Origin of the sequence: Actinobacillus porcinus (genome assembly GCF_901764995.1) — a bacterium.
Taxonomy (GTDB): Bacteria; Pseudomonadota; Gammaproteobacteria; order Enterobacterales; family Pasteurellaceae; genus Exercitatus; species Exercitatus porcinus.
Window position 1 is genome coordinate 47,052 of record NZ_CABFKI010000003.1, and the last position, 22,990, is coordinate 70,041.

18 protein-coding genes and 2 tRNA genes are annotated in these 22,990 nt (G+C 42.3%); 6 read left to right on the top strand and 14 right to left on the bottom strand.

The window, feature by feature from the left end; genetic code table 11:
• Window positions 1-588 precede the first annotated feature (588 nt).
• The 7 genes from rnb to E7T07_RS03050 all read right to left on the bottom strand — a co-directional run bounded on the left by rnb (window position 589) and on the right by E7T07_RS03050 (window position 8,588).
• The gene (gene rnb / locus E7T07_RS03020; RefSeq protein ID WP_135709448.1) at window positions 589-2,568 is read right to left on the bottom strand and encodes an exoribonuclease II; all 1,980 of its coding nucleotides are present in this window, start codon (window positions 2,566-2,568) and stop codon (window positions 589-591) included.
• 108 nt (window positions 2,569-2,676) lie between these two features.
• Window positions 2,677-3,339, bottom strand: a complete 663-nt coding sequence (locus tag E7T07_RS03025) for a Fic family protein (RefSeq protein WP_135709449.1) — start codon at window positions 3,337-3,339, stop codon at window positions 2,677-2,679.
• Between the two features lie 222 nt (window positions 3,340-3,561).
• Window positions 3,562-4,350, bottom strand: a complete 789-nt coding sequence (locus E7T07_RS03030) for an enoyl-ACP reductase FabI (protein ID WP_135709450.1) — start codon at window positions 4,348-4,350, stop codon at window positions 3,562-3,564.
• 74 nt (window positions 4,351-4,424) lie between these two features.
• Window positions 4,425-5,039 carry a histidine phosphatase family protein gene (locus tag E7T07_RS03035; protein WP_135709451.1) on the bottom strand — a complete coding sequence of 205 codons (615 nt, stop codon included), beginning with the start codon at window positions 5,037-5,039 and terminating at the stop codon, window positions 4,425-4,427.
• Window positions 5,040-5,042: 3 nt separating this feature from the next.
• Entirely contained in the window at window positions 5,043-5,813 is a 771-nt protein-coding gene (locus E7T07_RS03040) for a Nif3-like dinuclear metal center hexameric protein (RefSeq protein WP_135709452.1), read from the bottom strand.
• A gap of 255 nt (window positions 5,814-6,068) precedes the next feature.
• Window positions 6,069-7,829, bottom strand: a complete 1,761-nt coding sequence (gene ycaO / locus E7T07_RS03045; RefSeq protein ID WP_135709453.1) for a 30S ribosomal protein S12 methylthiotransferase accessory factor YcaO — start codon at window positions 7,827-7,829, stop codon at window positions 6,069-6,071.
• 66 nt (window positions 7,830-7,895) lie between these two features.
• The gene (locus tag E7T07_RS03050) at window positions 7,896-8,588 is read right to left on the bottom strand and encodes a methyltransferase domain-containing protein (RefSeq protein WP_135709454.1); all 693 of its coding nucleotides are present in this window, start codon (window positions 8,586-8,588) and stop codon (window positions 7,896-7,898) included.
• A gap of 21 nt (window positions 8,589-8,609) precedes the next feature.
• Between E7T07_RS03050 and gloB the strand changes: the two genes are divergently transcribed.
• Entirely contained in the window at window positions 8,610-9,311 is a 702-nt protein-coding gene (gene gloB, locus E7T07_RS03055) for a hydroxyacylglutathione hydrolase (protein WP_135709455.1), read from the top strand.
• Between the two features lies 1 nt (window position 9,312).
• On the opposite strand, the gene E7T07_RS03060 is transcribed toward gloB, so the two are convergent.
• From E7T07_RS03060 to fdnG, 4 genes are all read right to left on the bottom strand, one after another.
• Window positions 9,313-10,128 carry a DNA ligase gene (locus E7T07_RS03060; RefSeq protein ID WP_135709456.1) on the bottom strand — a complete coding sequence of 272 codons (816 nt, stop codon included), beginning with the start codon at window positions 10,126-10,128 and terminating at the stop codon, window positions 9,313-9,315.
• Window positions 10,129-10,426: 298 nt separating this feature from the next.
• Window positions 10,427-11,116: a formate dehydrogenase subunit gamma gene (locus E7T07_RS03065; RefSeq protein WP_135709457.1), complete on the bottom strand. Its 690-nt coding sequence runs from the start codon at window positions 11,114-11,116 to the stop codon at window positions 10,427-10,429.
• Window positions 11,117-11,118: 2 nt separating this feature from the next.
• Entirely contained in the window at window positions 11,119-12,060 is a 942-nt protein-coding gene (fdxH, locus tag E7T07_RS03070) for a formate dehydrogenase subunit beta (RefSeq protein WP_135709458.1), read from the bottom strand.
• Window positions 12,060-15,125 carry a formate dehydrogenase-N subunit alpha gene (gene fdnG / locus E7T07_RS03075; RefSeq protein ID WP_139712585.1) on the bottom strand — a complete coding sequence of 1,022 codons (3,066 nt, stop codon included), beginning with the start codon at window positions 15,123-15,125 and terminating at the stop codon, window positions 12,060-12,062. The genes fdxH and fdnG overlap by 1 nt, the downstream gene beginning before the upstream one ends.
• Window positions 15,126-15,552: 427 nt before the next feature.
• On the opposite strand from fdnG, the gene fdhD reads away from it, so the two are divergent.
• Window positions 15,553-16,341 (top strand): formate dehydrogenase accessory sulfurtransferase FdhD, encoded by a 789-nt coding sequence (fdhD, locus tag E7T07_RS03080; protein WP_246046110.1) that lies wholly within the window; start codon window positions 15,553-15,555, stop codon window positions 16,339-16,341.
• 78 nt (window positions 16,342-16,419) lie between these two features.
• Here the strand turns inward: fdhD and E7T07_RS03085 are convergent, their stop codons facing one another.
• The gene (locus E7T07_RS03085) at window positions 16,420-17,466 is read right to left on the bottom strand and encodes an ABC transporter substrate-binding protein (protein WP_135709462.1); all 1,047 of its coding nucleotides are present in this window, start codon (window positions 17,464-17,466) and stop codon (window positions 16,420-16,422) included.
• Between the two features lie 184 nt (window positions 17,467-17,650).
• Here E7T07_RS03085 and uvrD point away from each other — a divergent pair, with 184 nt between their 5' ends.
• Both uvrD and rarD read left to right on the top strand, forming a co-directional pair.
• On the top strand, window positions 17,651-19,831 hold the full coding sequence (uvrD, locus tag E7T07_RS03090) for a DNA helicase II (protein WP_135709463.1): 2,181 nt from the start codon (window positions 17,651-17,653) through the stop codon (window positions 19,829-19,831).
• Window positions 19,828-20,700, top strand: a complete 873-nt coding sequence (rarD, locus tag E7T07_RS03095) for an EamA family transporter RarD (protein WP_135709464.1) — start codon at window positions 19,828-19,830, stop codon at window positions 20,698-20,700. The genes uvrD and rarD overlap by 4 nt, the downstream gene beginning before the upstream one ends.
• Window positions 20,701-20,916: 216 nt before the next feature.
• Here rarD and trxA read toward each other — a convergent pair whose 3' ends face one another.
• Entirely contained in the window at window positions 20,917-21,240 is a 324-nt protein-coding gene (gene trxA / locus E7T07_RS03100; protein WP_135709465.1) for a thioredoxin, read from the bottom strand.
• A gap of 147 nt (window positions 21,241-21,387) precedes the next feature.
• Window positions 21,388-22,497, bottom strand: coding sequence for a methionine biosynthesis PLP-dependent protein (locus E7T07_RS03105; RefSeq protein WP_135709466.1), 1,110 nt, complete (start codon window positions 22,495-22,497; stop codon window positions 21,388-21,390).
• 245 nt (window positions 22,498-22,742) lie between these two features.
• Here E7T07_RS03105 and E7T07_RS03110 point away from each other — a divergent pair.
• Window positions 22,743-22,818: transfer RNA gene (locus E7T07_RS03110), tRNA-Gly, on the top strand.
• 22 nt (window positions 22,819-22,840) lie between these two features.
• Window positions 22,841-22,927, top strand: a tRNA-Leu gene (locus E7T07_RS03115).
• Window positions 22,928-22,990 lie beyond the last annotated feature (63 nt).

The window sequence follows — 22,990 nt, forward strand, 5'->3', positions numbered from 1 at the left end:
TTATTCACGGTATCCATTAATCACAAGGATTGGCGAAAGTTATCATAAAATAACCAAGTGGACAAACCACCCCAAAGGACGGGAGAAAGCGGTAGCCTGAGAAGTGTAAAGACAATGTAAAGATTTTTGATTGAAAAATAAACTACCTATAATTAGGTAAAATTGCAGAAAGTCAGTAAATTCAAGGCGTTAGCGATTTTGAGAAAAATCCGTTTTTTGTCATCTTTACATTGTCTTGACAAAAGTGGGGGATTAGATATATTGATAGGTTTTGACTATTTTACCCCCCCCCACAGGCTATCAATTAACCTATTGATTTTAAAGTTGTTTTTTTTGGGGTGTGAAAATGGTGTTTATCAGGGGGGTTAGGCGTCATTTGGGAATGGCTGTAGGGGGGAAACATCTTTCGCTCCCCAAATTATCACGAAAAAATAAAGGGCGAAAAATTTTTCGCCCGTACAAATTGTGTTAATCCCACGCGTATAGTGGAATGGCTGTAGGGACACACTGCGTGTGTCCGTTACCAATATTTTACATATTGTTGATTTAATTGAAATTTTTCCGGACGCGCGCAGCGTGTCCCTACGGTTAAAGAACCAAATTCCCAATCAAACTGCGGGTTTCTTCTTTGACTTCCGTTAATTGTAATTTGACGATGTCGCCAATTTTGTAGCGGCGTTCGCCGTTGATATAAAGGGCGATTTCGTCAGTGTTAACATCCATTTCTTCTTTATTGGGGTGAATGGTGGATGCGGGGATAAACACGCTTGCACCGTTGGCAAGTAATTGCACGCGCAATCCACCGCGCATGACATCTTGCACTTCCGCTTCAAACTCAGGTTTGTTTTCTACTTGTTCATTTAAATAACGGCAGTAGAGCCAATCGGCAATATCGCGTTCAACCAAACGGTTTTGACGGCGGGCTTCTTGTAAACGTGCAAGAATGTCATCGCTCGGTTTGATACATTCGCCGCCGGTTAGGGTGGCTTTAATTAAACGGTGGTTGACCATATCCGAGTATTTGCGGATAGGCGATGTCCATGTGGCATAACCCGTCAATCCTAAGCCAAAGTGCGGTGCTAATTCAGATTTAAATTCTGCAAAGGTTAAGAAACGGCGTAAACGGAATTCATAATAATCTCCGTCATAAGGCTCAATGTCATGACGCATTTGGCAATAGCCTTCAAGGGTCGCCAAGTTTTCCGTTGAGTAGCGTGTTTCCAATTCTGCGCGGTTGTCGTCATTGGCAAAATTTGCCATTAAGAAATTGTGTGCGCTCGTTAAGAATTTGCTATCAAAGCCTTTATGGGTGTTGAAAATCCCTGTTTTGGCGTTTTCATCTAAATAATGGGCGCAGCAGATGTTCGCCAAAATCATGGATTCTTCCACAATTTGGTTGGCGATGCGGCGATGTTCCGCTTTGATTTCTTGAACATGACCATTTTCTGCTAACACAAAGCTGTAATCGGGTTTTTCTTTGAATAATAAACCGTGGGTTTTGCGCCATTGAATACGCGTCAATGCGAATTGGTGTAAAAATTCCACTTGTTGTTGGATGTCGGCGGTTTCAGGTTGCCACGCATTTTCCACTTGTTCCAAATAATCAGACACTTTGTTATAGGCCAATTTGGCTTTGGATTGTACGTTTGCGGACACAAAATAAGGCGTATTGCTTATGTTCCCCGCTAAGTCCGTTTCAATATAACAAACTAAGGCTGGGCGCGTTTCATTTGGCATTAAGGAACATAAGTCATCTGACAGTTCGCGCGGTAACATGGGGATATTAAAGCCCGGTAAATAGTTGGTAAAACAACGTTGGCGCGCGTCTTGTTCAATTTGGGAATCAAGGGCAATATAAGCCGTAGGGTCGGCAATGGCGACCACTAAACGCCAGCCGCTTTGCGCGCCGTTTTGTTCGATTTTTTCTATATAAAGGGCATCGTCCATATCTTGCGTGCTTTCGCTATCGATGGTGACGAAATGAAGTGCGGTCAAATCTTCGCGAGTTTGGGTGTCAAGCATTGGGTAGCTCTCTTGACCTGCCACCGGATAACGCGATTGTTCGTGGCGCGCGAGCGTGACCCACCAAGGGGCAAATTCATCGTCTTTGCGGCAGATAAAGGCTTGAATATTGGCAAATAAAAAACGGTCATCGCGCAATGGATGGGTTTTTAAATTCGCTACCACCCAATCGCCTTCTTGCAATTCTTCTTTGACGGATTTTAGTTGGTTGGCGCCAATAGGCTGATTGATATTGGGATGATCCACTAAAACCTGTAATTTCTTGTCTTTATTGAACCGCACTTTCGCGATAAAACGTGTCAGCATGGGTTCGATAAGCTCTTCAGGTACTGCTTGTTTTTTGCCGTCCACTTCTTCGATAACCGCTTTTACTTTGTCACCGTGCATCACTTTTTTCATATCAGGCGGCGCAATAAAAAAGCTTTCTTTTTCGGTCTCTAAAAAGCCGTAAGCCTTGTCAGTGCCTTTTACGACACCTTCCACGGTTTGCTTGCTGTCACGAATTTGTTGTTTGAGTTGAGATAATAGGGGATTGTTTTGGAACATAGTTGTGGTTCTTTAAGGTAAATAGTCGGGCAATTATACTGAAATGTCTTGTGGTTCGACAAGCTCACCAACCGTGGTTCGACAAGCTCACCAAGCGACATTTCAGCTTTATTCATATCGGTTATTTTCGGCGAGTTTGCGTAGAAATTTCATCATGGGTTCCATTTTATTGGTGTCGTAAAATCGGGTCATTTTGCTGTCATAACTCCGTTTTAATCGCGCAGGAATACTGACGACCGGCAGTCCGTGTGACAGTAAGAAACCGTTCATCATAAGTTGAGCCGTGCGTTTATTGCCATCATAAAAAAATTGGTATCTGGCACATTGTAAAAAGAGCCAAAAGGCTTTGCCGTGCAGATCTAAATCTAGGCGTTGAAATTCCGCTATCATTTGCTCAAAAGTGCGGTCTAATTCTTCTGCTTTTGGTGGGACATATTTTTCAACCCCGGCAATATAAACTTGCCCTTGGCGGAAACTTCCTACCATTAAGGCTTCATTTTCAGCCACGATTTTATTGAAATGAATAAAGTTGGCTTTGGTTAAGGTGAACGTATTGTGTGAAATTTGAGAGCGTAATGCTTCCCAAGCACGAGAAACGCGCAAAACTTGTTCTTGATCTGACAGTTTGCGTCCACCGACAGTAATTCCGTCTAATAGGGTTTTGACTTCGCTATAAGTATAAGGATTGCCTTCTAATTTGGTCATGTTATAAACCAATTCAGAGTGCATACGAGTTGAAGCAAATAGAGCTTGTTTTTGTTCTTTTGTCATCGTTATGATTCCTTTTATAGCAAAAGGACAGGTGTGAACCTGTTAGACTGATGACAAACCTAAATAATGTTGTAGGGGCGAAATATTTTTCGCCCCAAAATAATCATGATAAATCAGGGCGAAAGATGTTTCGCCCCTACGGTCATTTCATATTAAAATATTAACTAAAAAAGTTTGTCAGCAATCTGATAGGTATAAACCTGTCCCGTTAATGAGAGAAAATTACTCTTCCCCTAATTCACCCATTGCCGTAATGCTGAAACCTGCGTCAACATGTAATATTTCACCTGTTACGCCTGAAGCCAAGTTAGAGCATAAGAATGCAGCGGAATTACCCACATCTTCAATGGTGACTGTGCGACCTAGTGGTGCAGTTTTCTCGAATGCAGAAAGCATTTTCTTGAAGTTTTTGATACCTGATGCCGCTAAAGTACGGATTGGACCTGCAGAGATCGCGTTAACACGGATACCTTCTTTACCTAAATCCGCTGCCATAACGCGTGTTGCTGCTTCAAGGGATGCTTTGGCTAAACACATCACGTTGTAGTTAGGAATTGCGCGTTCAGCACCCAAGTAAGAAAGGGTTAATAATGCAGCGTCTTTGTTTAAGAAAGGACGTGCAGCTTGTGCCATTGCTACGAAGCTGTAAGCACTGATGTCGTGAGCAATACGATAGCCTTCGCGTGTTGCTGCGTTGACATAATCGCCGTCTAATTGATCACCCGGTGCAAAGGCGATAGCGTGAACAAAACCGTCAAATTTTTCCCATTTTTTGCTTAATTCCGCGAAGCAGTTTGTGATGCTTTCGTCTGTAGCTACATCTAATGGTAACACGATGTCTGAGCCAAATTCTTTGGCGAATTCTTCAACGCGCGGTTGTAATTTTTCGTTTAAATACGTAAAGGCTAATTCCGCGCCTTGTTCTTTCATGGCTTTTGCAATGCCGTATGCGATTGAACGGTTGCTGGCTAAACCTGTAACTAAGATTTTTTTACCCGTTAAAATACCCATTTTGAAATCCTATTTTGGTTGTTTAAAAATTGTGCTTAAAAAATCTCGCGTAGTATAGCGGAAATGTCCGTTAATTACAAAGCTGATGAGCGAATTTGCCGGTTTCCTTGGTGATTTTGTTGTAATTCCCAAATTGCTGTATTCGCCATGGGTAAGTGCGGTTGAAATTGACGAAATTTTTGCATCGCTTCTGAAGTATCAGTTGGAAAACCGAGTAATTTCCAAGTTAGCATAGCAATCCAAATACCGTGCGTAAAACAAAGGCTTTGTGCCGGAAAATCTGCTGCTTTGATTAAGAAATCATCAATACGTTGTGAAAACTCCGCAAAACTATCCGTATTTTGACCGCACTTTTCCAAAGGATTCGCGCGCGCCCAATAAGCTGTACTCATCGGGCGGCGTTGTTCTGCCGTCATGTTGTCAATCCATTCCAATGGCAAATACGAAAACTCATTGAGTTCCGCCAACGCATTTGCTTGAAATCCCCAATGGGATAAATAAGGTGCCGCAGTTTGTTGTGTTCGAAGAAATTCCGAGGTGAAAATACAGGGGATTGCAGGCAATCGAGTAATCAACTTTTCCGCTTGTTTTTGCCCTGTTGCACTTAATGGAATTTCACGATCCGGCAAGCTACGCCCGCCTGAATTGGCTAAACTTTCTGCGTGGCGAATAAGGTAGATGGTTTTCATAATTTAAGCAGGATTATCAATATCCACAAATTCCACATCTAACTCATAAGTTTTTGCCAGCCATTCCCCCAATGCTTTAATGCCATAACGTTCGGTGGCGTGGTGACCGCAGGCGAAGTAGTGGATGCCTTGTTCTCGAGCGGAATGGGTGGTTTGTTCGGAAATTTCACCACTGATAAAGGCATCACATCCCATTTGCGCCGCGAGATCGATATAACCTTGTCCGCCGCCGGTGCAAATCCCGACTTTGCGGATTAAGTGCGGTGGATTTTGTGTGAGTTCTTCGGCGTTGCAAACGGTCGGTTGGCGTTGAAGCACCTGTGCGATTTTTGTTGCCAATGCTTCAATGGTCATGGGTTCCGCTAATTCGCCCCAAACAGGAATACTGTTTGCTGTGCTTTCTAATGGCTGTAAATGCTCAATGCCAAGCAAACGTGCGAGTTCAGCGTTATTGCCTAATTCAGGGTGAACATCCAACGGTAAATGGTAACCGTATAAGTTAATATCATTGACCAACAAGGTTTTAATGCGTTTGCCTTTCATGCCGCGAAGACAAGGATTTTCGCTTTTCCAAAAATAACCGTGATGCACCAAAATCGCATCGGCATTTTTTGCCACTGCGGCGTCAATTAAGGCTTGTGTGGCAGTTACGCCGGTAATGATTTTTTGGATGTTGGCTTTGCCTTCCACTTGTAAACCATTCGGCGCGTAATCGTTAATGGCATTGCTGTTGAGTTTTTGGTTAATAATATGTTCAAGTCTTAAATTGTTCATGCTGATATATTCCAAAAAACAGATTATCGTTTATAAATAAGACAAAAGGGTAGGTGTTAACCTACCCTACAGAGCGATGACATACCCTATACGAGCCGTATAGGGTTACATAATCTGAGCCGCTCTGCGGCTCTTTTCTTCAGCCCCGGCGGGGCTGGGTTTAACGAACCTAGCACGGCTCGTGCTAGGTGATTTCCCAAAGATGAATTTTGTCAGCAATCTGAAGGGAAGGTGTTTACCCTACGAGATAAATGATTATTTCCAGTTTTCACGTTTGGCTTTTTGCAATTTGGCATACGCCGCCAATAATTTTTGGTGCGCTTCAAATTTTTGCAAATGTTCATCGTCTGCCAATAGGTCATAGAATGGATTACCGCCTTGTAATGCATTCCAGGCAAAATCCACCGCACTTTGACCGTACATTTTCTCAAAGACCATACGATATTGTTTCGCATCACGATCTTCATCTAAGAACAATTCCATTGAGCTGATCAAACAACGATAGTAGTTGGCACGTTCAGGGGTAAAGACAGAGCTGTTCATATTGTATGTCCAGTTCGCCCAATCCAACGCAAGCTCTAAATCGCCTAAGGCAAGATAAAGCATTGATTTTAATTCACCCACACGTAAAGTCGTCCAGCCTGATTTTGGTGGTGGCACGATACCAATAAATTCACGCACGCGCGTTGCGTCATCAATCCCTTGCTCATCCAATTCATCAAGCAATTCTTGATAGGTTTCTTCATCGTGGTGGAAGTGCGGTAAATCCAGTAAGATTTCGCGCCAATCCATGCCCATATTGTTATTGGCATAGACTAAATCATCGGCTGGATAAATATCCGACATCGATGGCACAATAATACGGCAGGCGTACACATCTAAATGGTTGTAATCCATAATGTACACTTCTTTGCCGTTTTCATTGAAGATCTTCATTAAATTAGCGTATTCTTCTTGGGTGGTGCCTGAGAAATCCCAGTGAACAAAAGGATAATCTGCGTCATTTTTAAAGAGATCCCAAGAAATTAAACCGCTTGAATCAATAAAGTGGGTTTCCAAATTCGCATGTTCTGCTACGTCATCATTGTTGAAAGACGGCGGTGCAAACACATCAAGATCTTTTAAGCTACGACCTTGCAATAATTCCGTGACTGTACGCTCAAATGCCACTTGGAAATTTGGGTGTGCACCAAAGGATGCAAAACAGGTGCCGTTATTTGGATTTAATAAAATCACACAAATAACAGGGTATTGACCGCCTAATGACGCATCGTACGCCAAAATTGGAAAGCCTTCTTGTTCCAATTTTTGGATAGACGCTTGAATGGTTGGATATTGCGCAATCACGTCATCAGGAATACGCGGCAAACTAATGGCTTCCGCAATAATTTTGTTTTTCACATAACGCTCGAACACTTCAGACAAACCTTGTACGCGCGCTTCATTTTTGGTGTTGCCTGCCGACATTCCGTTTGAAACATATAAATTCGCAATAATGCTTTGTGGGATGTAAACGGTTTGTTGATCAGACTGGCGTACATAAGGCATTGCCACGATACCGCGATCATAATTGCCCGATTGCAGATCTACTAATAATTCAGGGGTTAATTCGCCTTCAGGATCAAAATAACCTAACAAATAATCGTCTAAAATCCCTTCAGGCAAGGTTTCTTCATCTTCGATTTCAAACCATTTTTCGCTTGGATAATGCACAAAATCACCGTTGGCAATATCTTGACCTAAATAATAATCCGCAAAGAAATAATTGGTAGAAAGACGTTCAAAATATTCCCCTAAGGCAGAAGCTAATGCCGCTTTTTGGCTTGCGCCTTTGCCGTTAGAAAAACATTGTGGGCAGTCTTTATCACGAATATGAACCGACCAAACATTCGGTACAGGGTTAAGCCAAGAAGCTTCTTCAATATTAAAACCAAGTGCGGTTAATTTTTGTTGAAATTTAGCAATACTGTCTTCTAAGGCAGCGTCTTTGCCAAGGATAAAAGTTTGTTCTGTCATGGGGTTTCTCTCCTAAAAATCGCAGGCATAATAGGTGAAAAAAGCCTAGGGCTCAAGGGTTATTTTTTATTGTGTAGTTTCTTTAAAGGCTTGAGCCGGATTTAAAATCTCGGGATGATTAAACCGCACTTTTTGTGGTTGTAAAGACAACGGCAGAGTACGTTTCTGCGCCACAATGACGGAAAGCGATGCGAAGCCCTTTAATTCGTGCTTAAGGGGAAGAGATTGATAATCCAAAATTTCAAATCCCAATAATTCCAACCAATCTATCACACGCCAGCGACAAAAATGACGATAGGCAAAATGTCCCAAATGACGCTTAAACAGCAATTTACTCAAAGGGTTAAAAAGCGAAATAAACACATAACCATCATCGCTCAAAATGCGTGCGGTTTCGCGTAATAACTGATGGGGATCTTGGGTGAAATTCAGGGTTTGCGCCAGTAAACAAGCATCTACCGTGCCGTCACCAAAAGGCAGTTTTTGAAGGCTGTCTTCAATGAGGATCATCTGATTTTGCTGACAAAGTGCGGTGAGTTTTTCTTGCGTTTCGGGCGTCAGCAACACTTGTTGGCATGCGGTTTCACAATGAATTTCTGCGCTTAATCCCCCAAATTTGAGCAAGCGTTTGCCGAGAATTCGTCTAAACCGGTTTTTAAAATATTGCTCAATTAGCGTAGAATAAGCAGTGCCATTGGGTAACTGTTGCCAACTGAGTGGCAAGTTTAATGCGTGGGGATATTTTGCGCGCCATTTCATAATGAACTCCAAGGATTTTTTATGCTAACACCAATTCCTGCCCTTAATGATAACTATATTTGGGTTTATGGACGAGAAAATTGTTCTGTAATTGTGATCGATATTCCGGAAATAAAAAATTTATTGCCGTTTTTGCAACAACATCAGCTGTCCGTTGCTGCGCTGTTATTGACTCATAAGCACGATGATCATACTGCCGGCGTGGCGGATTTTAAACGTTTTTTTCCTGATGTACCGATTTATGGCTCGGGCGAATGTGCGGAAAAAGGCGCGACACAGATTGTGGAAAACGGCGTTATTATTGTAGAGAATTATCAAATACACATTATCCCAACGGGCGGTCATACGGAACAGCATCTAAGCTATGTGATTGATGGGCATTTGTTTTGTGGCGATGCCTTATTTTCCGCGGGTTGTGGACGGGTTTTTACAGGCGACTATGCGCAAATGTTTCAGTCGCTACAGCGTATTAATGCGTTACCCGAAGAAACCCTGATTTGTCCCGCTCATGAATATACCTTGAGCAATCTTGCCTTTGCCGCAACGGTGATGAAAGAGAAAAGCGCGGTGGAAAAACAGCGTGTTTTAGTGGAACAATTACGGGCTGAACATCGCCCGAGTTTACCGACTACCTTAGGGTTAGAGCGCCAAATCAATCCATTCTTACAGGCAAAAAATGTTGAAGAATTTAAAGCCTTACGTATCGCCAAAGATCATTTCTAATTTATTTCTTCTCGCGCCAATAAGTAGCAAAACGCGGTTTGCCTGAATTAGTTAAGCCGCGATATTTATAGCTAATCACCGAACCAATGGGCGGGGGATTAGTGCGTTCTGCCAAGGTAAAACCCGAACCGATTTTAAAACGCCCACGATGATTTTCACAGGTCAAGGATCCCATCACATTTTCAAATTGCCCCTTGCCTTGATGATGTTCAATCACCGTACATTCTTCATCCAGTGCGGTTTTTAATTTGAGTATTTGCGAACTACGTTTGCCAAATTCATAAGGCGCGTTAGGATTACGCACCACCACGCCTTCACCGCCTAATTGCTCGATTTCCGCTAAAAAATGCTGCACATGTTGGGGCGATTGCACAGGGATTTGCGGAATAATTTTAATATGAACCGTTGGATGATCTTTTAAATATTGCGCCAAAACAGCCAAACGCTCGTGCAAATTTCCCTGAGCATGGGGAACATCAAAAACGTACAATGCTAAATTTTCCCAGCCTTTGTCTTTTTGTGAACGCACAATGGCTGAAATCTTTTCAAACTGCCCACGTTCCGAAAACAGCTCTCCATCAATGGCAAAGGGCGGAAAATCTTTGAGGAAATAATGGGGCGGAGTAAGCAATTGATTTTGTCTGGTATAAAGCTGTTGACCATCCCAATAACCGCGCACACCGTCTAATTTTTCCGACATCACCCAACCGCTGATATTTTGCTTGTCATACGTCTGCAACAACATCAAATCGGGGGCAGTTCCCACTGCGCTTTTGATGCTGAAAAAGGCAATAAAAAGAAATGTAATTATTTTCATGGTGTTATCCTTTGTTAATTCAATATGATCATACGTTCAAAGGTTTGATTTATTAAGCAAAGGATTGGATTTCTGGAATGGAGATCACAAATTTAATGTAAAGAGTGGTGGATTTTTACTAGTGAGATGCTTCATGTCACAATACAACGCTGAAATAGCGGTTGGTGAGCTAAGGCATTTCAGCACCGTGCAAGACTTACGTTTCGACAGGTTCAACGAACGCTTAGTGCAACTGTTACATAATACTAGATAAAAAAAGTGCGGTAGATTTTGATCTCACCGCACTTTTTGTTCTCAATCACTTCGCGTTCTTATTCGCTTCGATTTCTTTTTCTAATTCAGGCAACACTTCTTCACGATACCATTTCGGGTGGTGTTTTTTCGCCCAACGTACTGTAACCCAACCTTCAACCATTCCGCGGATTGAGCCTTTGACCCAAAACGCCATGTAAATATGCACCAAAATACCTGTAAATAAGGCAAAGGCACTGGCAGAGTGGAGTAGGATGGCGATACGTAAAGTCGTGACACTAAAGTAGCCGCTGAAGTATTTACGCCACATAATGATGCCTGTAACTAGCAAGGTAACCATTGCCAAAATTAATGTCCAGAACAGCATTTTTTGACCAAGGTTGTATTTGCCGTTATAAGCTACGCTGTGTTCGTTGCCTTTTAGCACTTCCACAATGCCTTTTGCCCAACGAATATCATTTTTTTCGGGAATATTATGATGCGCATAAATAAATGCCATGATAATAAAGGCGATAAACATAATGATACCCGTGATAGGGTGAATGGCACGCGCCAGTTGCGGCGTCCCTAAAATCTCATGCAACCATGAGAAGTCAGGGAAGAAGAATGCCACGCCTGTGAACATCGTCATAAAGAAAGCTATCACAAGGAACCAATGGCTTACGCGCGCCGGATATTTGTGGCGTATGATTTTGGTATCTTGCGTGATTTCCGTGAGTTTTTCTTTTTTACTCATTCTTACGCTCCTTTTTGACGGCGTTCAGCCGCTTTTTTCTCTGCAGTTTCTAAGGCTTCAAAGGCAGTATGATGGTCTTCCACATCTTCTTCAACATTTGCGCCTACCGCAACATAGTGTGCAATTTCAGCCAAGGCTAAACCGCCCATTGCGACTGCTGCCACTGGTTTTAACACATCTTTCCATAAGGTCACCGTCACATCAATGCTTGGATCTTTTGGTAAACCGGAATATAGCTCAGGTTTATCCGCATGATGCAACACGTACATGACGTGCGTACCGCCGACCCCTTGCGGATCGTAGATGCCTGCATTTTCGTAACCGCGAGATTTCAGATCGGCCACACGGGTTTCTGCGTAATGCAACATTTCTTCTTTCGAACCGAAACGAATTGCCCCTGTTGGACAGGTTTTGACGCAAGCCGGTTCTTGACCCACGTTAACGCGGTCAACACAAAGCGTGCATTTATACACACGGTTATCTTCATCGTTCATTTTTGGCACATTGAACGGACAACCGGCGATACAGTAACCGCAACCGATACATTTATCCGATTGGAAATCCACAATACCGTTAGCGTACTGGATGATCGCCCCCGGAACCGGGCAAGCTTTTAGACAGCCGGGTTCTGAACAATGCATACAACCGTCTTTACGGATTAACCATTCAAGGCGGTCGTTTTGTTCCACTTCGCTGAATTTCATCACCGTCCATTGCTTCGCATTCATATCGCGCGGGTTATCATAAACCCCCACACATTCTTCTTGCGGCGCACGGAGATCATTCCATTCCGAACAACCTACTTGGCAAGCTTTACAACCAATACAAGCGGAAACATCAATGAGTTTTGCCACTTCCACTACGTGCTTACGCGCTTGTGGTGGTGGCGTAACACTTGATGTTGCGGAGATCTTGATAATGTTTTGTTCTTGAACTTCTGACATTATAGTGCCTCCGTGGTTTTCTCAATGTTCACAAGGAACGATTTATATTCAGGGGTTTGAGTATTCGCATCCCCCACGCGTCCGGTTAAACGGTTCGTTAAATAGGCTTTACGTCCATCTGCGATGAAGCCACCATGTAACGGAATTCCCACCGTGTGAACTTTTTGACCATTCACTTCGAGGGTTTTGATCCGTTTAGTTACCACGGCTTTGGTTTTAATGTAACCACGTTTTGACGTGATTTTTACCACATCGCCATGGCTAATACCTTTCAATGCCGCCAATTCTTCGCTGATTTCAACAAATGGCTCAGGTTGCGCAATCATATTGAGATCCGCATTTTTCGTCCACCAGTGGAAATGTTCCGTTAAGCGGTAAGTGGTTGCCACATAAGGGAATTCACCAGCATCTTTGGCAAAGCTGTCTTTATCGTTTGCCAAAATACGCGTCACTGGGTTTGAAACCACATTTGGATGAAGCGGGTTCGTACCGATTGGGGTTTCAATTGGCTCATAATGTTCAGGGAATGGACCTTCTGCCATTTTATCTAAGGCAAATAAACGGCCAACCCCTTCATTGTTCATAATAAATGGTGTCACATGACTATTTGGCGGCGCAGTACCAAAGTCTGCGATGTCAATATAGTTCCAGTTTTTACCATTCCATTTGATCAATTGACGTTTCGGATCCCAAGGTTTGCCCGATAAATCCGCGGATGCACGGTTATAAAGCACGCGGCGGTTCATTGGCCATGCAAATGCCCAACCTAGCGTATTACCTAAACCTGAAGGGTCAGAATTATCGCGGTTTTCCATTTGGTTGCCTTTTGGCGTCCATTGACCTGTATAGATCCAAATTGCCGATGAAGTGGTACCGTCATCACGCAATTGGGCAAAGCTAGACAACAAGTCACCTTTTTTCGCGATTAGGTTGCCGTTGGTATCGTAAAGATCTTCTAAGGCATAACCGTTATTTTCTTTTGCAATTTCATCTGCTTTTGGTTCAAGCGGATTTTTGTAGTTCCAAGTCATGGCTTTAATGGTATCAATTGAAGGCCCCCCTTCTTTTTCATACATTTCAAGCATCACTTCACGGATTTCAGACAAAATATCCACGTCCGGTTTCGCTTCTTTTGGTGGTTCAGCGGCTTTCCAGTGCCATTGTAACCAACGTCCGGAGTTCGCAATAGAACCGTCCTCTTCCGCGAAACAGATAGTCGGTAAACGCAACACTTCTGTTTGAATATCAGCCGGGTTCACATTGTTATATTCGCCGTGATTTTGCCAGAATTCAGAGGTATCGGTTTTTAACGGATCCATTACCACTAAGAATTTCAATTTGCTTAATGCCGAAATAATCTTATTGGTATTTGGGTATGAGGCAATTGGGTTATAGCCTTGGCAGATATAACCGTTAATTTTGCCTTGATCCATTAAGTCAATGTATTGCATATGATCCATTTTCTTCTTGTATTGTTTCGGAAGATTATGGAAACCAAATTCATTGTCTTTAGTCGCATTTTCACCATAGAACGCTTTCAACATACTCACCATAAATTTCGGTGTGTTTTGCCAGTAGTTTGTCTGACCGTCCACCGCGGTTTTTGGTGTAATACGATTTAAGAACGCTTCTAATGATGTATCGTTTTCTGTAGGCAACGGAATATAGCCCGGTAGCATGGATGGGAACAAGCCCATATCTGTTGTACCCTGTACGTTCGAGTGACCACGCAATGCGTTGATACCGCCACCCGCCATACCGATATTTCCTAACAGTAACTGAATCATTGCCATACAACGAATATTTTGCGCCCCCACGGTGTGTTGGGTCCAACCTAAGGCATATAAAATGGTTAAGGTTTTATTTGGCGCAGCCGTTGATGCCACTAATTCAGCAAACTCTAAGAATGCTTTTTGTTTTGTACCACAAATACGTTCCACCATTTCAGGCGTATAACGTTCCACGTGTTTTTTCAACAAGTTGATGACACAACGCGGATCTTGAAGCGTTAAATCACGTTTTGGCTGACCGTTTTCATCTAATTGATAAGACCAAGTGGATTTATCGTAGCTACGTGTTTCTTCGTTATAGCCCGTAAATAAACCCTCTTCAAAGCCAAAGCCTTCATTAATTAAGAAAGACGCATTGGTGTAGTGTTTAACGTATTCGTGTTGAATTTTATCGTGATCAAGTAAATATTTAATCACACCTAATAAAAGGGTAATGTCTGTGCCTGAACGAATTGGAGAATAGAAATCCGCCACAGAAGCTGTACGGTTAAAGCGCGGATCGATGACCGCGAGTTTCGCACCTTTCTGTTTTTTCGCTTCGATTGCCCAGCGGAAGCCCACAGGATGCGCTTCAGCAGCGTTACCGCCCATTACAACGACAACATCGGCATTTTTAATATCAACCCAGTGGTTAGTCATGGCACCGCGACCAAATGATGGAGCAAGACTTGCTACCGTTGGTCCGTGTCAGGTACTCGCTTGGTTGTCTAAAACTAATAAACCGAATGCACGTGCGAATTTGTGTGTGATGAGAGCTGTTTCATTGCTTGCTGCGGATGCGGTTAAGAAACCTGTGGTTAACCAACGATTAACCGGCGTACCTTCAGCATTGGTGGTTTCAAAGTTAGCATCGCGGTCGTCTTTGAGCCATTTTGCCACTTTATGAATGGCATCATGCCAAGAAATGCGTTCCCATTTATTGGAACCCGGTGCGCGATATTCAGGATATTGAATTCGGTTCGGGCTATTGACGAAGTCTAATACGCCAGCGCCTTTTGGACATAACGCGCCACGACTTACTGGATGATCCGGGTCGCCTTCAACGTGGGTCAGTTTACCACGAGAATTCATTGCACCATCGCCTAAGCTATACATCAGCATACCGCAGCCAACAGCACAATATGTGCAGGTTTGACGTGTTTCTTTAGCACGTAATAATTTATATTCGCGAGGTGCTGCTAATGCTTCGCTAGGCATCAAACCTAACGCTGCAACAGAAGTACCTGCCATCCCACCTGCACAGACCTTAAAGAACTTACGTCTTGTGATCTGCATAGATAATCCTTATTCCATTTGGAAAAGTGAAGTAAAAGATTTTTATATTTATAAAAATAACTTAACCTAGCGTTTGTTGCTTAAAAGAAAAGAGATAAACAACATCTTCTAAGGCTAGATTAATTAAGCGTAGCATACTCACTTTTACTAGGGAAATCTATAACCAATCCCGTTTATTTCGCGGCAAAAAGTTGATCTTGATCACAGAAATAGCATTTACTTGTAACAAATTCTTAACAAGCGGAAGGGATTTTTATATTTTATCTGAACTGAGAAAATCGCGTATTATTATGATCTTATTGTAGGGGCGAAAAATTTTTCGCCCTGATATTTCGGTGGTTTGGGGGCAAAAAATATTTTGCCCCTACAGACACTAATATAGACATTAAAAATCTTACCCCAAAAGGACCGCACTTTGACGCAATTTATAACACATTCTGCTGTTTTTTTTAAAAAATCCGCAGACCTTCCATTCCAAACCAAAACCGAAACTCTTGCTGTAGAAATTCCCGTAGCCTTGGTGTACAACGGTATTTCACATACCGTGATGATGTGCACTCCAACGGATTTGGAAGACTTCGCCATCGGTTTTTCTTTAACGGAAGGCATTATTGATAAACCTAACGATATTTATGGCGTTGATGTTGTAGAAAGTTGTCATGGGATTGAAGTGCAAATTGAACTTGCCACACGTTGTTTTGTTCGCCTAAAAGAATTACGCCGCACCTTAACCGGTCGTACGGGTTGCGGTATTTGTGGTTCCGAGCAATTAGAACAGGTGACAAAAAAACTGCCTAAATTAAACCGCACTTTGCAATTCGACATTCGTTTATTGGATAACTGTTTAAGTGCGGTTTATTCGGCACAAACCTTAGGCAAGGAAACCGGGGCAACACATGCTGCCGCCTTTTTTGATGTTCAAGGTAAGTTATTGGCCATTCGTGAAGATGTAGGGCGTCACGTGGCGTTAGATAAACTATTAGGTTGGTATGCGCAACATCAGACACCACAAGGTTTTGTGTTGGTTACCAGTCGAGCGAGCTATGAAATGGTGCAAAAAGTAGCGACTTGTGGCGTAGAAATGTTAGCAGCGATTTCCGCCGGCACTGAACTTGCGCTCAAAATGGCACAGGACACCGATCTAACCTTAATCGGCTTTGCAAGGGAAGGGCGCGCCACTATTTATTGTGGTGCGGAACGCATAAAGTGCGGTTGATTTTGGCTTTGTTTTGATCTACTAAAAATGGCGTTCAAATTTTGCTTGAACGCCATTTCTTCTTTTTAATCTTTCGGTTTATTGTGGATTTAACGTGGTTTCAACCCAACGATCAATCAAATGCTTACTTTCTTTGTCGGAACCAAATTTCAATACATCCAACTTAATGAAGTGGCTGTCTTTCGGCAATTTGGCTTTGGGATAAGCTTCTGCGTGAATATTGGTTGGCAACTGATAAGCCCCTGTTTCACGCCATTGTAATTCCTGCGCTTCTTTTGTGAGCACCCAATCCGTAAAGATTTTGGCATTATCCAAATTACGCGCGCCTTTAATAATACTGGTCGCCCCCAGTGTCGAGCTAATGCCTTCACAAGGACGAACGCCTTCCACAGGCGCGCCTTTTTCTTGTTCCAGCAAATACGTATTCATAAAACTCACATTAACCCCCACTTCACCTGTTGCCAGTTTATGGGTGGACATGCCGGTTTTCGCTAGCTGCGAGACATTTTTATTGAGTTTCGCAAAATACTCAAACGCTTTGTCTTCGCCATATAAGGTCACCATGGTGGCTAAGAAGGCATAACCTGTGCCGGAAACGCGCGGATCCGTATATTGGATTTGATCCTTAAAACGTTCATCGGTTAAATCCGCAAAACATTTTGGTGGGGCAATATTCAGTTCCGCTAATTTTTTCGTGTTAACGCCCAGCACGAGTTCCACAAAGTAAATGACAGACACATAATCACCGCGCTTGTCCATAATGTCTTTGAATTGCGGCATAATGTCTTTTTGATTTGGCGAACGATATTTTTCTAACAGTCCTAAATCCGCTGCTTGTAAATGGGGTTCAATGGTACCACCAAACCAAACATCCGCCTGTGGATTGTCCTTTTCGGATTTGATTTTACCTAACACTGTCCCAGTGCTGTTACGTACAACCTGTGTTTTAACATCATATTTTTCGCCAAAGACTTGCGCAACTTTTTCGCACGTGGTGCTTTGTAGACTGCAATAAATATTGAGTTTGCCTTCCGCTAACGCTGATGTTGGGGAATAAAGGGAAAGCAAGCCACAAAGAGCGGTCAGTTTCATCAGATTTTTGTGTGTTTGGCGATAAATAGACATAAAAACATCCTTCCGAAAATATAAAGAAAAAGAATAACCATAACCATCAAGTTGAGCCCGCTAACTATAAAGGTTGACTGAATCTTTGTAAAGATAAACAGCCACTTATTAGACCGCCTTTTCATTGACAATTTGCGCTTAAGGGCTATAATTTGCTGTAAATAAAAACAGATTCAAGAAGGCTATGGATATTTCAGAATTATTAGATGGGTTAAATGATAAACAGCGTGAAGCGGTGGCAGCACCGTTGGGCAATTATTTGGTATTGGCAGGCGCCGGTTCGGGCAAAACGCGTGTGCTAACCCATCGTATTGCGTGGTTAATTGCGGTAGAAGGCATTTCCGAAGGTGCTATTATGGCGGTTACCTTTACCAATAAAGCCGCCGCTGAAATGCGTCATCGTATTCAAGCCACGCTTGCTCAACATTCTAATCATTCCCTTTTTGGTATGTGGGTCGGCACATTCCATAGCATTGCGCACCGTTTATTGCGCTCTCATTATGCGGATGCGGGTTTGCCGCAAGATTTCCAAATTATGGACAGTGAAGATCAGTTGCGATTAATGAAACGCTTGCTCAAACTGCATAATTATGATGAGAAAATGTATCCGCCGAAGCAAGCCTGTTGGTATATCAATCATAAAAAAGACGATGGTTTACGCCCTGATATGATTGACGATATGAATGATCGCCAAGAACAAGAGTGGATCCGTATTTATAAAATTTATCAAGACACTTGCGACCGTTCGGGGTTAGTGGATTTTGCAGAAATTTTGTTGCGCGCTTACGAATTATTTTTGAAAAAGCCCTTAATTTTGCAAAGCTATCAACGCCGTTTTCAGCAAATTTTGGTGGATGAGTTCCAAGATACCAATAATATTCAATATGCATGGATTAAATTATTGGCTGGCGAAACAGGTAAAGTGATGATCGTAGGGGATGATGATCAATCTATTTATGGCTGGCGTGGGGCACAAATTGAGAATATTCAACGCTTTTTGGATGATTTTGAGCAAGCACAAACCATTCGATTAGAACAAAACTATCGTTCTACGGGCAATATTTTAAAATCAGCCAATGAGTTGATCTCTAATAATGAAAACCGCTTAGGCAAAGAGCTTTGGACGGCAGACGGCGATGGTGAACCCGTAGGCATTTATGCCGCCTTCAACGAATTGGATGAGGCGTTGTTTGTGTCATCCCAAATCAAAATCTGGTTGGAAGACGGCGGTAAGCTGGATGATTGCGCGGTGTTATATCGTAGCAACAGCCAGTCCCGCGTATTAGAAGAAGCCTTAATTCGCGCCAATATTCCTTATCGTATTTATGGCGGTATGCGCTTCTTCGAGCGTCAGGAAATTAAAGATGCCTTGGCCTATTTACGTTTAATTAATAATCGCCACGATGATGCCGCATTTGAACGTGTGATTAATACGCCAACGCGTGGCATTGGGGAGCGCACGCTTGATACATTGCGCCAATTGACGCGCGAACGCCAAATTACGTTATGGCAAGCCACACAAGTCGCGATTCAAGATAATAAACTGACCGGGCGTGCGGCAACGGCGTTACTTCGTTTTATTGAACTGATCAATTCGCTTGCGCAAGAAACGGAAGAAATGCCGTTGTTTGCCCAAACGGATTTTGTGATTAAACATTCCGGTTTGTATCAAATGTATGAGCAAGAAAAAGGCGAAAAGGGCGAAGTGCGGATCGAAAACTTGGAAGAATTGGTAACGGCAACCCGCGAATTTATTAAGCCTGATGATGCAGAAGATATGTCGGATTTAACCGCCTTTTTAACTCACGCCTCGCTTGAAGCCGGCGAAGAACAGGCGAGTCCACATCAATCTTGTGTACAAATGATGACGTTACATTCCGCAAAAGGATTGGAATTTCCACGAGTGTTTATGGTTGGGGTGGAAGAAGGCATTTTCCCGAGTTTTATGTCCTTGGAAGAGCCGGGGCGATTAGAAGAAGAACGCCGTTTGGCTTATGTGGGTATTACGCGCGCGAAGAAAAAACTGACGATTTGTTATGCGGAAAGCCGCCGTTTATATGGCAAAGAAGAACGCCATATTCCGTCACGCTTTATTAACGAATTGCCGGAAGATTGTATTCAAGCGGTACGTTTGCGTGGAACGGTCACGCGTGCCTACAATCAAAGTGCGGTGAATGTGAACCGTGTTTTGGAAAGCAATGAAGCGGGGTGGAAAACCGGGCAAAAAGTGCGCCATGAAAAATTTGGTCAAGGCACAGTGATTAATGTAGAAGGCGCGGAAAATAATACGCGCTTACAAATCGCGTTCCAAGGCAATGGTATTAAGTGGTTAATTGCGCATTTAGCAAAATTGGAAAAACTATGATAAAAGGTATCTTTTTTTCGGTCACCGCTTCTTTGGGTTTTGGTGTGGTGTATTATCTTTCTACCGTGTTACGTCCGATTGAAGGCAGCCAGCTTTTTGGCGTGCGCACCTTGGTGACCTTGCCTTTTGTGTTATTTGCCATTGTGTTGTTACACAAGCAGCAAGAATTTATCGAGTTTTTAAAACGCATCAAAAAACAACCGCACTTAATCGCCATTATTGTTTTGGGCGGTCTGAATATGGGCTCGCAAATGTGGTTGTTTTTGTATGCCCCCGTGAGCGGCAAAGCCATTGAAGTGTCTATTGGTTATTTGTTACTGCCTTTATTAATGGTTCTCTTTGGGCGTATTTTCTTTAATGAACGATTAACTACCATCAAAGCGTTGGCGGTATTGTTTGCGTTTATTGGGGTAATGAGCAAAATTATATTAACAGGCGCATTTTCTTGGGAAACCGCATTTGTTTGCTTAGGTTATCCTATCTACTTTTCTTTGCGTAAACATTTCAATATGTTGCACATTTCTGCCTTTGCCTTAGAGATGCTGTCTATGGTGCCTGCGTCCCTGTATTTTGCCGGCCAAATTGATTTTAATTTTGCGGAGCTACAAAATCCTAATATCTATTGGGGGCTATTTTTATTGGGCTTAGTGGGCGGAACGGCGTTTATTTTCTATATTATGTCAAGCCAATTGCTACCCATTTATTTATTGGGTTTATTAGGTTATTTAGAGCCTTTTATGATGCTCATCGTATCCTTTATTATCGGCGAACGTTTGGACGAAACCTCTTATATTTTAATGGCCTGTCTGTTTATTTCTATTGGGTTGTTAACATTGGAAGGGATTTTGAACAACAAAAAAGCGCGGTGAAAATTCGTCTCGCTTTAGACCGTTGACAAAGCTTAAAAATAACATTCCAGTCAATATGGATTTCATTGATAATTCTTTGAAAAAAGACATTTTTATTTCCTTTTTGAGTTCAAATAGCGATTGATGTAATAGACAAATTTGTCTATTACACCATTTTCCAGAACAACAAAAAATCCCGAACTTATCGGGATTTTTTTACAAGGCAAGGTATAGAAATTAAAGTGCTTGATTAACAAAGCTCGCTAATTGACCTTTTGGCAATGCACCAACTTGTGTTGCCACCACTTTGCCTTCTTTGAAAAGTAATAATGTTGGAATACTGCGAACACCAAATTGTGCCGGTGTGCCTTGGTTTTCATCAATATTCATTTTAACGATTTTTACTTTGTCGCCATACTCAGCCGCTAAATCTTCTAAGATTGGACCAACCATACGGCAAGGACCACACCATGGTGCCCAAAAATCTAATAAGACCGGGACATCTGAATGTAATACGTCAGCTTCAAATGACGCGTCTGTTGCATGTAATACTTCTGCCATTTTTATTTCCTTTTTGTTAAATGTTCTCTATAGATAAGAGTAAATGGGGTTAATTTCAAGGGCTATTGCCACTTGGCTGAAAACGATATTAAATTTAACCGCACTTTAGGTCAATTTATTAATGCAATTTGCAAAACCTTATTTCGCTTATTTTAATTGCGCAAAAGCTTGCAATAAGTCTGCTTTAATATCTTCCGGATCTTCCAAGCCTACGGAGAAACGCAATAAATCATTTGTCACACCGCGCGCAATACGCTCTGCTTCCGGAATGTCCATATGGGTTTGCGTTGATGGATAAGTGATAAAACTTTCTGTACCGCCTAAACTTTCTGCAAACGTAATCAATTTCATCGCTTTCAAGAACGTGTTCACCCATTTTTCATCTTGCAAACGGAAAGACAACATCCCGCCTTTATCCGCATAAAGTACATCTTTTACTTGTGGTTGTTCCGCTAAGAATTTTGCAATTTCACGCGCATTGTCTTGATGGCGTTTCATTCGTAACGAAAGGGTTTTTAAACCACGAATGGTTAACCAAGAATCGAACGGAGATAAAACAGCACCCGCCCCATTTTGAATATAAAACAAACGTTCACACAATTCCTTGCCTTTGGCAACTACAATACCTGCCAATACATCATTGTGACCTGCAATATATTTTGTCGCGCTATAAATCGTCATATCCGCGCCTTGTTCCATTGGTTTGAACAAAACAGGGGTCAAGAATGTATTATCCACAATGAGTAATAAATTGTGTTTTTTAGCCACTTCTGAAATCGCGGCCACATCGCACTCTTGCATTAATGGATTGGACGGCGTTTCTACAAAAATCGCTTTTGTATTGGGTGTAATTGCTGCTTCAATCGCTTCGATTGAACCGGTATCCACATAAACCGGTTTAACACTATTGTTATTTTTGTATAAAAAATCCAATAAACGATAAGTTCCACCGTACACATCGCTTGATACAAGCCATTCATCAGGCGCCGTAAACAATGTCATTAACACTTGAATCGCTGCCATTCCAGAAGCAAAAGCAAATGCAGCATCACCACCATCTAATTTTGCCATGGTTTCTTCTAACACAACACGCGTTGGATTTTTTGTACGTGTATAGTCAAATCCTGTACTTTCGCCAATGCCGTAATGCCCATAAGCGGTAGAAAGAAAAATCGGGGTTGAAACTGCGCCTGTGCGCGAATCGGTGCGATTACCTGCTTGCGCTAACAAGGTATCGAGTAAATATTCTTTTGTCATTGTTTTTACCTAAGTTTGCATAGAGAATGGAAAAATAATACTGCGCATTTTGGCATAAAGTGCGGTCGGATTAAAGGATATTTTTAATCGCTTATAATTTCGCTGATTTTTGATTTATTTTTATCTAAATTGCATTATTTATAAGCAAACAAACAGAAATTTAAATTTTTTTGAAATTTATTGTTGACACAAAATCGAAAATCCGTAGAATGCACATCCGTTGACAGCAACAAGCTGAAAACGAAGCGGGAATAGCTCAGTTGGTAGAGCACGACCTTGCCAAGGTCGGGGTCGCGAGTTCGAGCCTCGTTTCCCGCTCCAATCTTAAATAAAAATGCGTTGTGCCCGAGTGGCGGAATCGGTAGACGCAAGGGATTTAAAATCCCTCGCCTTTCGGGGCGTGCCAGTTCAAGTCTGGCCTCGGGCACCATTTAATACCAAGTATTAAATAACAATTAGCACCGAAAGGTGTTTTTTTGTATCTAAGCGCAAC

Bases quoted from the DNA above. Each gene is read 5' to 3' on its own strand.
- E7T07_RS03035 (WP_135709451.1), bottom strand. From the start codon at position 5,039: ATGAAAACCATCTACCTTATTCGCCACGCAGAAAGTTTAGCCAATTCA.
- E7T07_RS03050 (WP_135709454.1), bottom strand. From the start codon at position 8,588: ATGAAATGGCGCGCAAAATATCCCCACGCATTAAACTTGCCACTCAGT.
- fdxH (WP_135709458.1), bottom strand. From the start codon at position 12,060: ATGTCAGAAGTTCAAGAACAAAACATTATCAAGATCTCCGCAACATCA.
- rarD (WP_135709464.1), top strand. From the start codon at position 19,828: ATGATAAAAGGTATCTTTTTTTCGGTCACCGCTTCTTTGGGTTTTGGT.
- rnb (WP_135709448.1), bottom strand. From the start codon at position 2,568: ATGTTCCAAAACAATCCCCTATTATCTCAACTCAAACAACAAATTCGT.
- trxA (WP_135709465.1), bottom strand. From the start codon at position 21,240: ATGGCAGAAGTATTACATGCAACAGACGCGTCATTTGAAGCTGACGTA.
- gloB (WP_135709455.1), top strand. From the start codon at position 8,610: ATGCTAACACCAATTCCTGCCCTTAATGATAACTATATTTGGGTTTAT.
- uvrD (WP_135709463.1), top strand. From the start codon at position 17,651: ATGGATATTTCAGAATTATTAGATGGGTTAAATGATAAACAGCGTGAA.
- E7T07_RS03030 (WP_135709450.1), bottom strand. From the start codon at position 4,350: ATGGGTATTTTAACGGGTAAAAAAATCTTAGTTACAGGTTTAGCCAGC.
- ycaO (WP_135709453.1), bottom strand. From the start codon at position 7,829: ATGACAGAACAAACTTTTATCCTTGGCAAAGACGCTGCCTTAGAAGAC.
- E7T07_RS03065 (WP_135709457.1), bottom strand. From the start codon at position 11,116: ATGAGTAAAAAAGAAAAACTCACGGAAATCACGCAAGATACCAAAATC.
- E7T07_RS03105 (WP_135709466.1), bottom strand. From the start codon at position 22,497: ATGACAAAAGAATATTTACTCGATACCTTGTTAGCGCAAGCAGGTAAT.
- E7T07_RS03060 (WP_135709456.1), bottom strand. From the start codon at position 10,128: ATGAAAATAATTACATTTCTTTTTATTGCCTTTTTCAGCATCAAAAGC.
- E7T07_RS03040 (WP_135709452.1), bottom strand. From the start codon at position 5,813: ATGAACAATTTAAGACTTGAACATATTATTAACCAAAAACTCAACAGC.
- E7T07_RS03085 (WP_135709462.1), bottom strand. From the start codon at position 17,466: ATGTCTATTTATCGCCAAACACACAAAAATCTGATGAAACTGACCGCT.
- E7T07_RS03025 (WP_135709449.1), bottom strand. From the start codon at position 3,339: ATGACAAAAGAACAAAAACAAGCTCTATTTGCTTCAACTCGTATGCAC.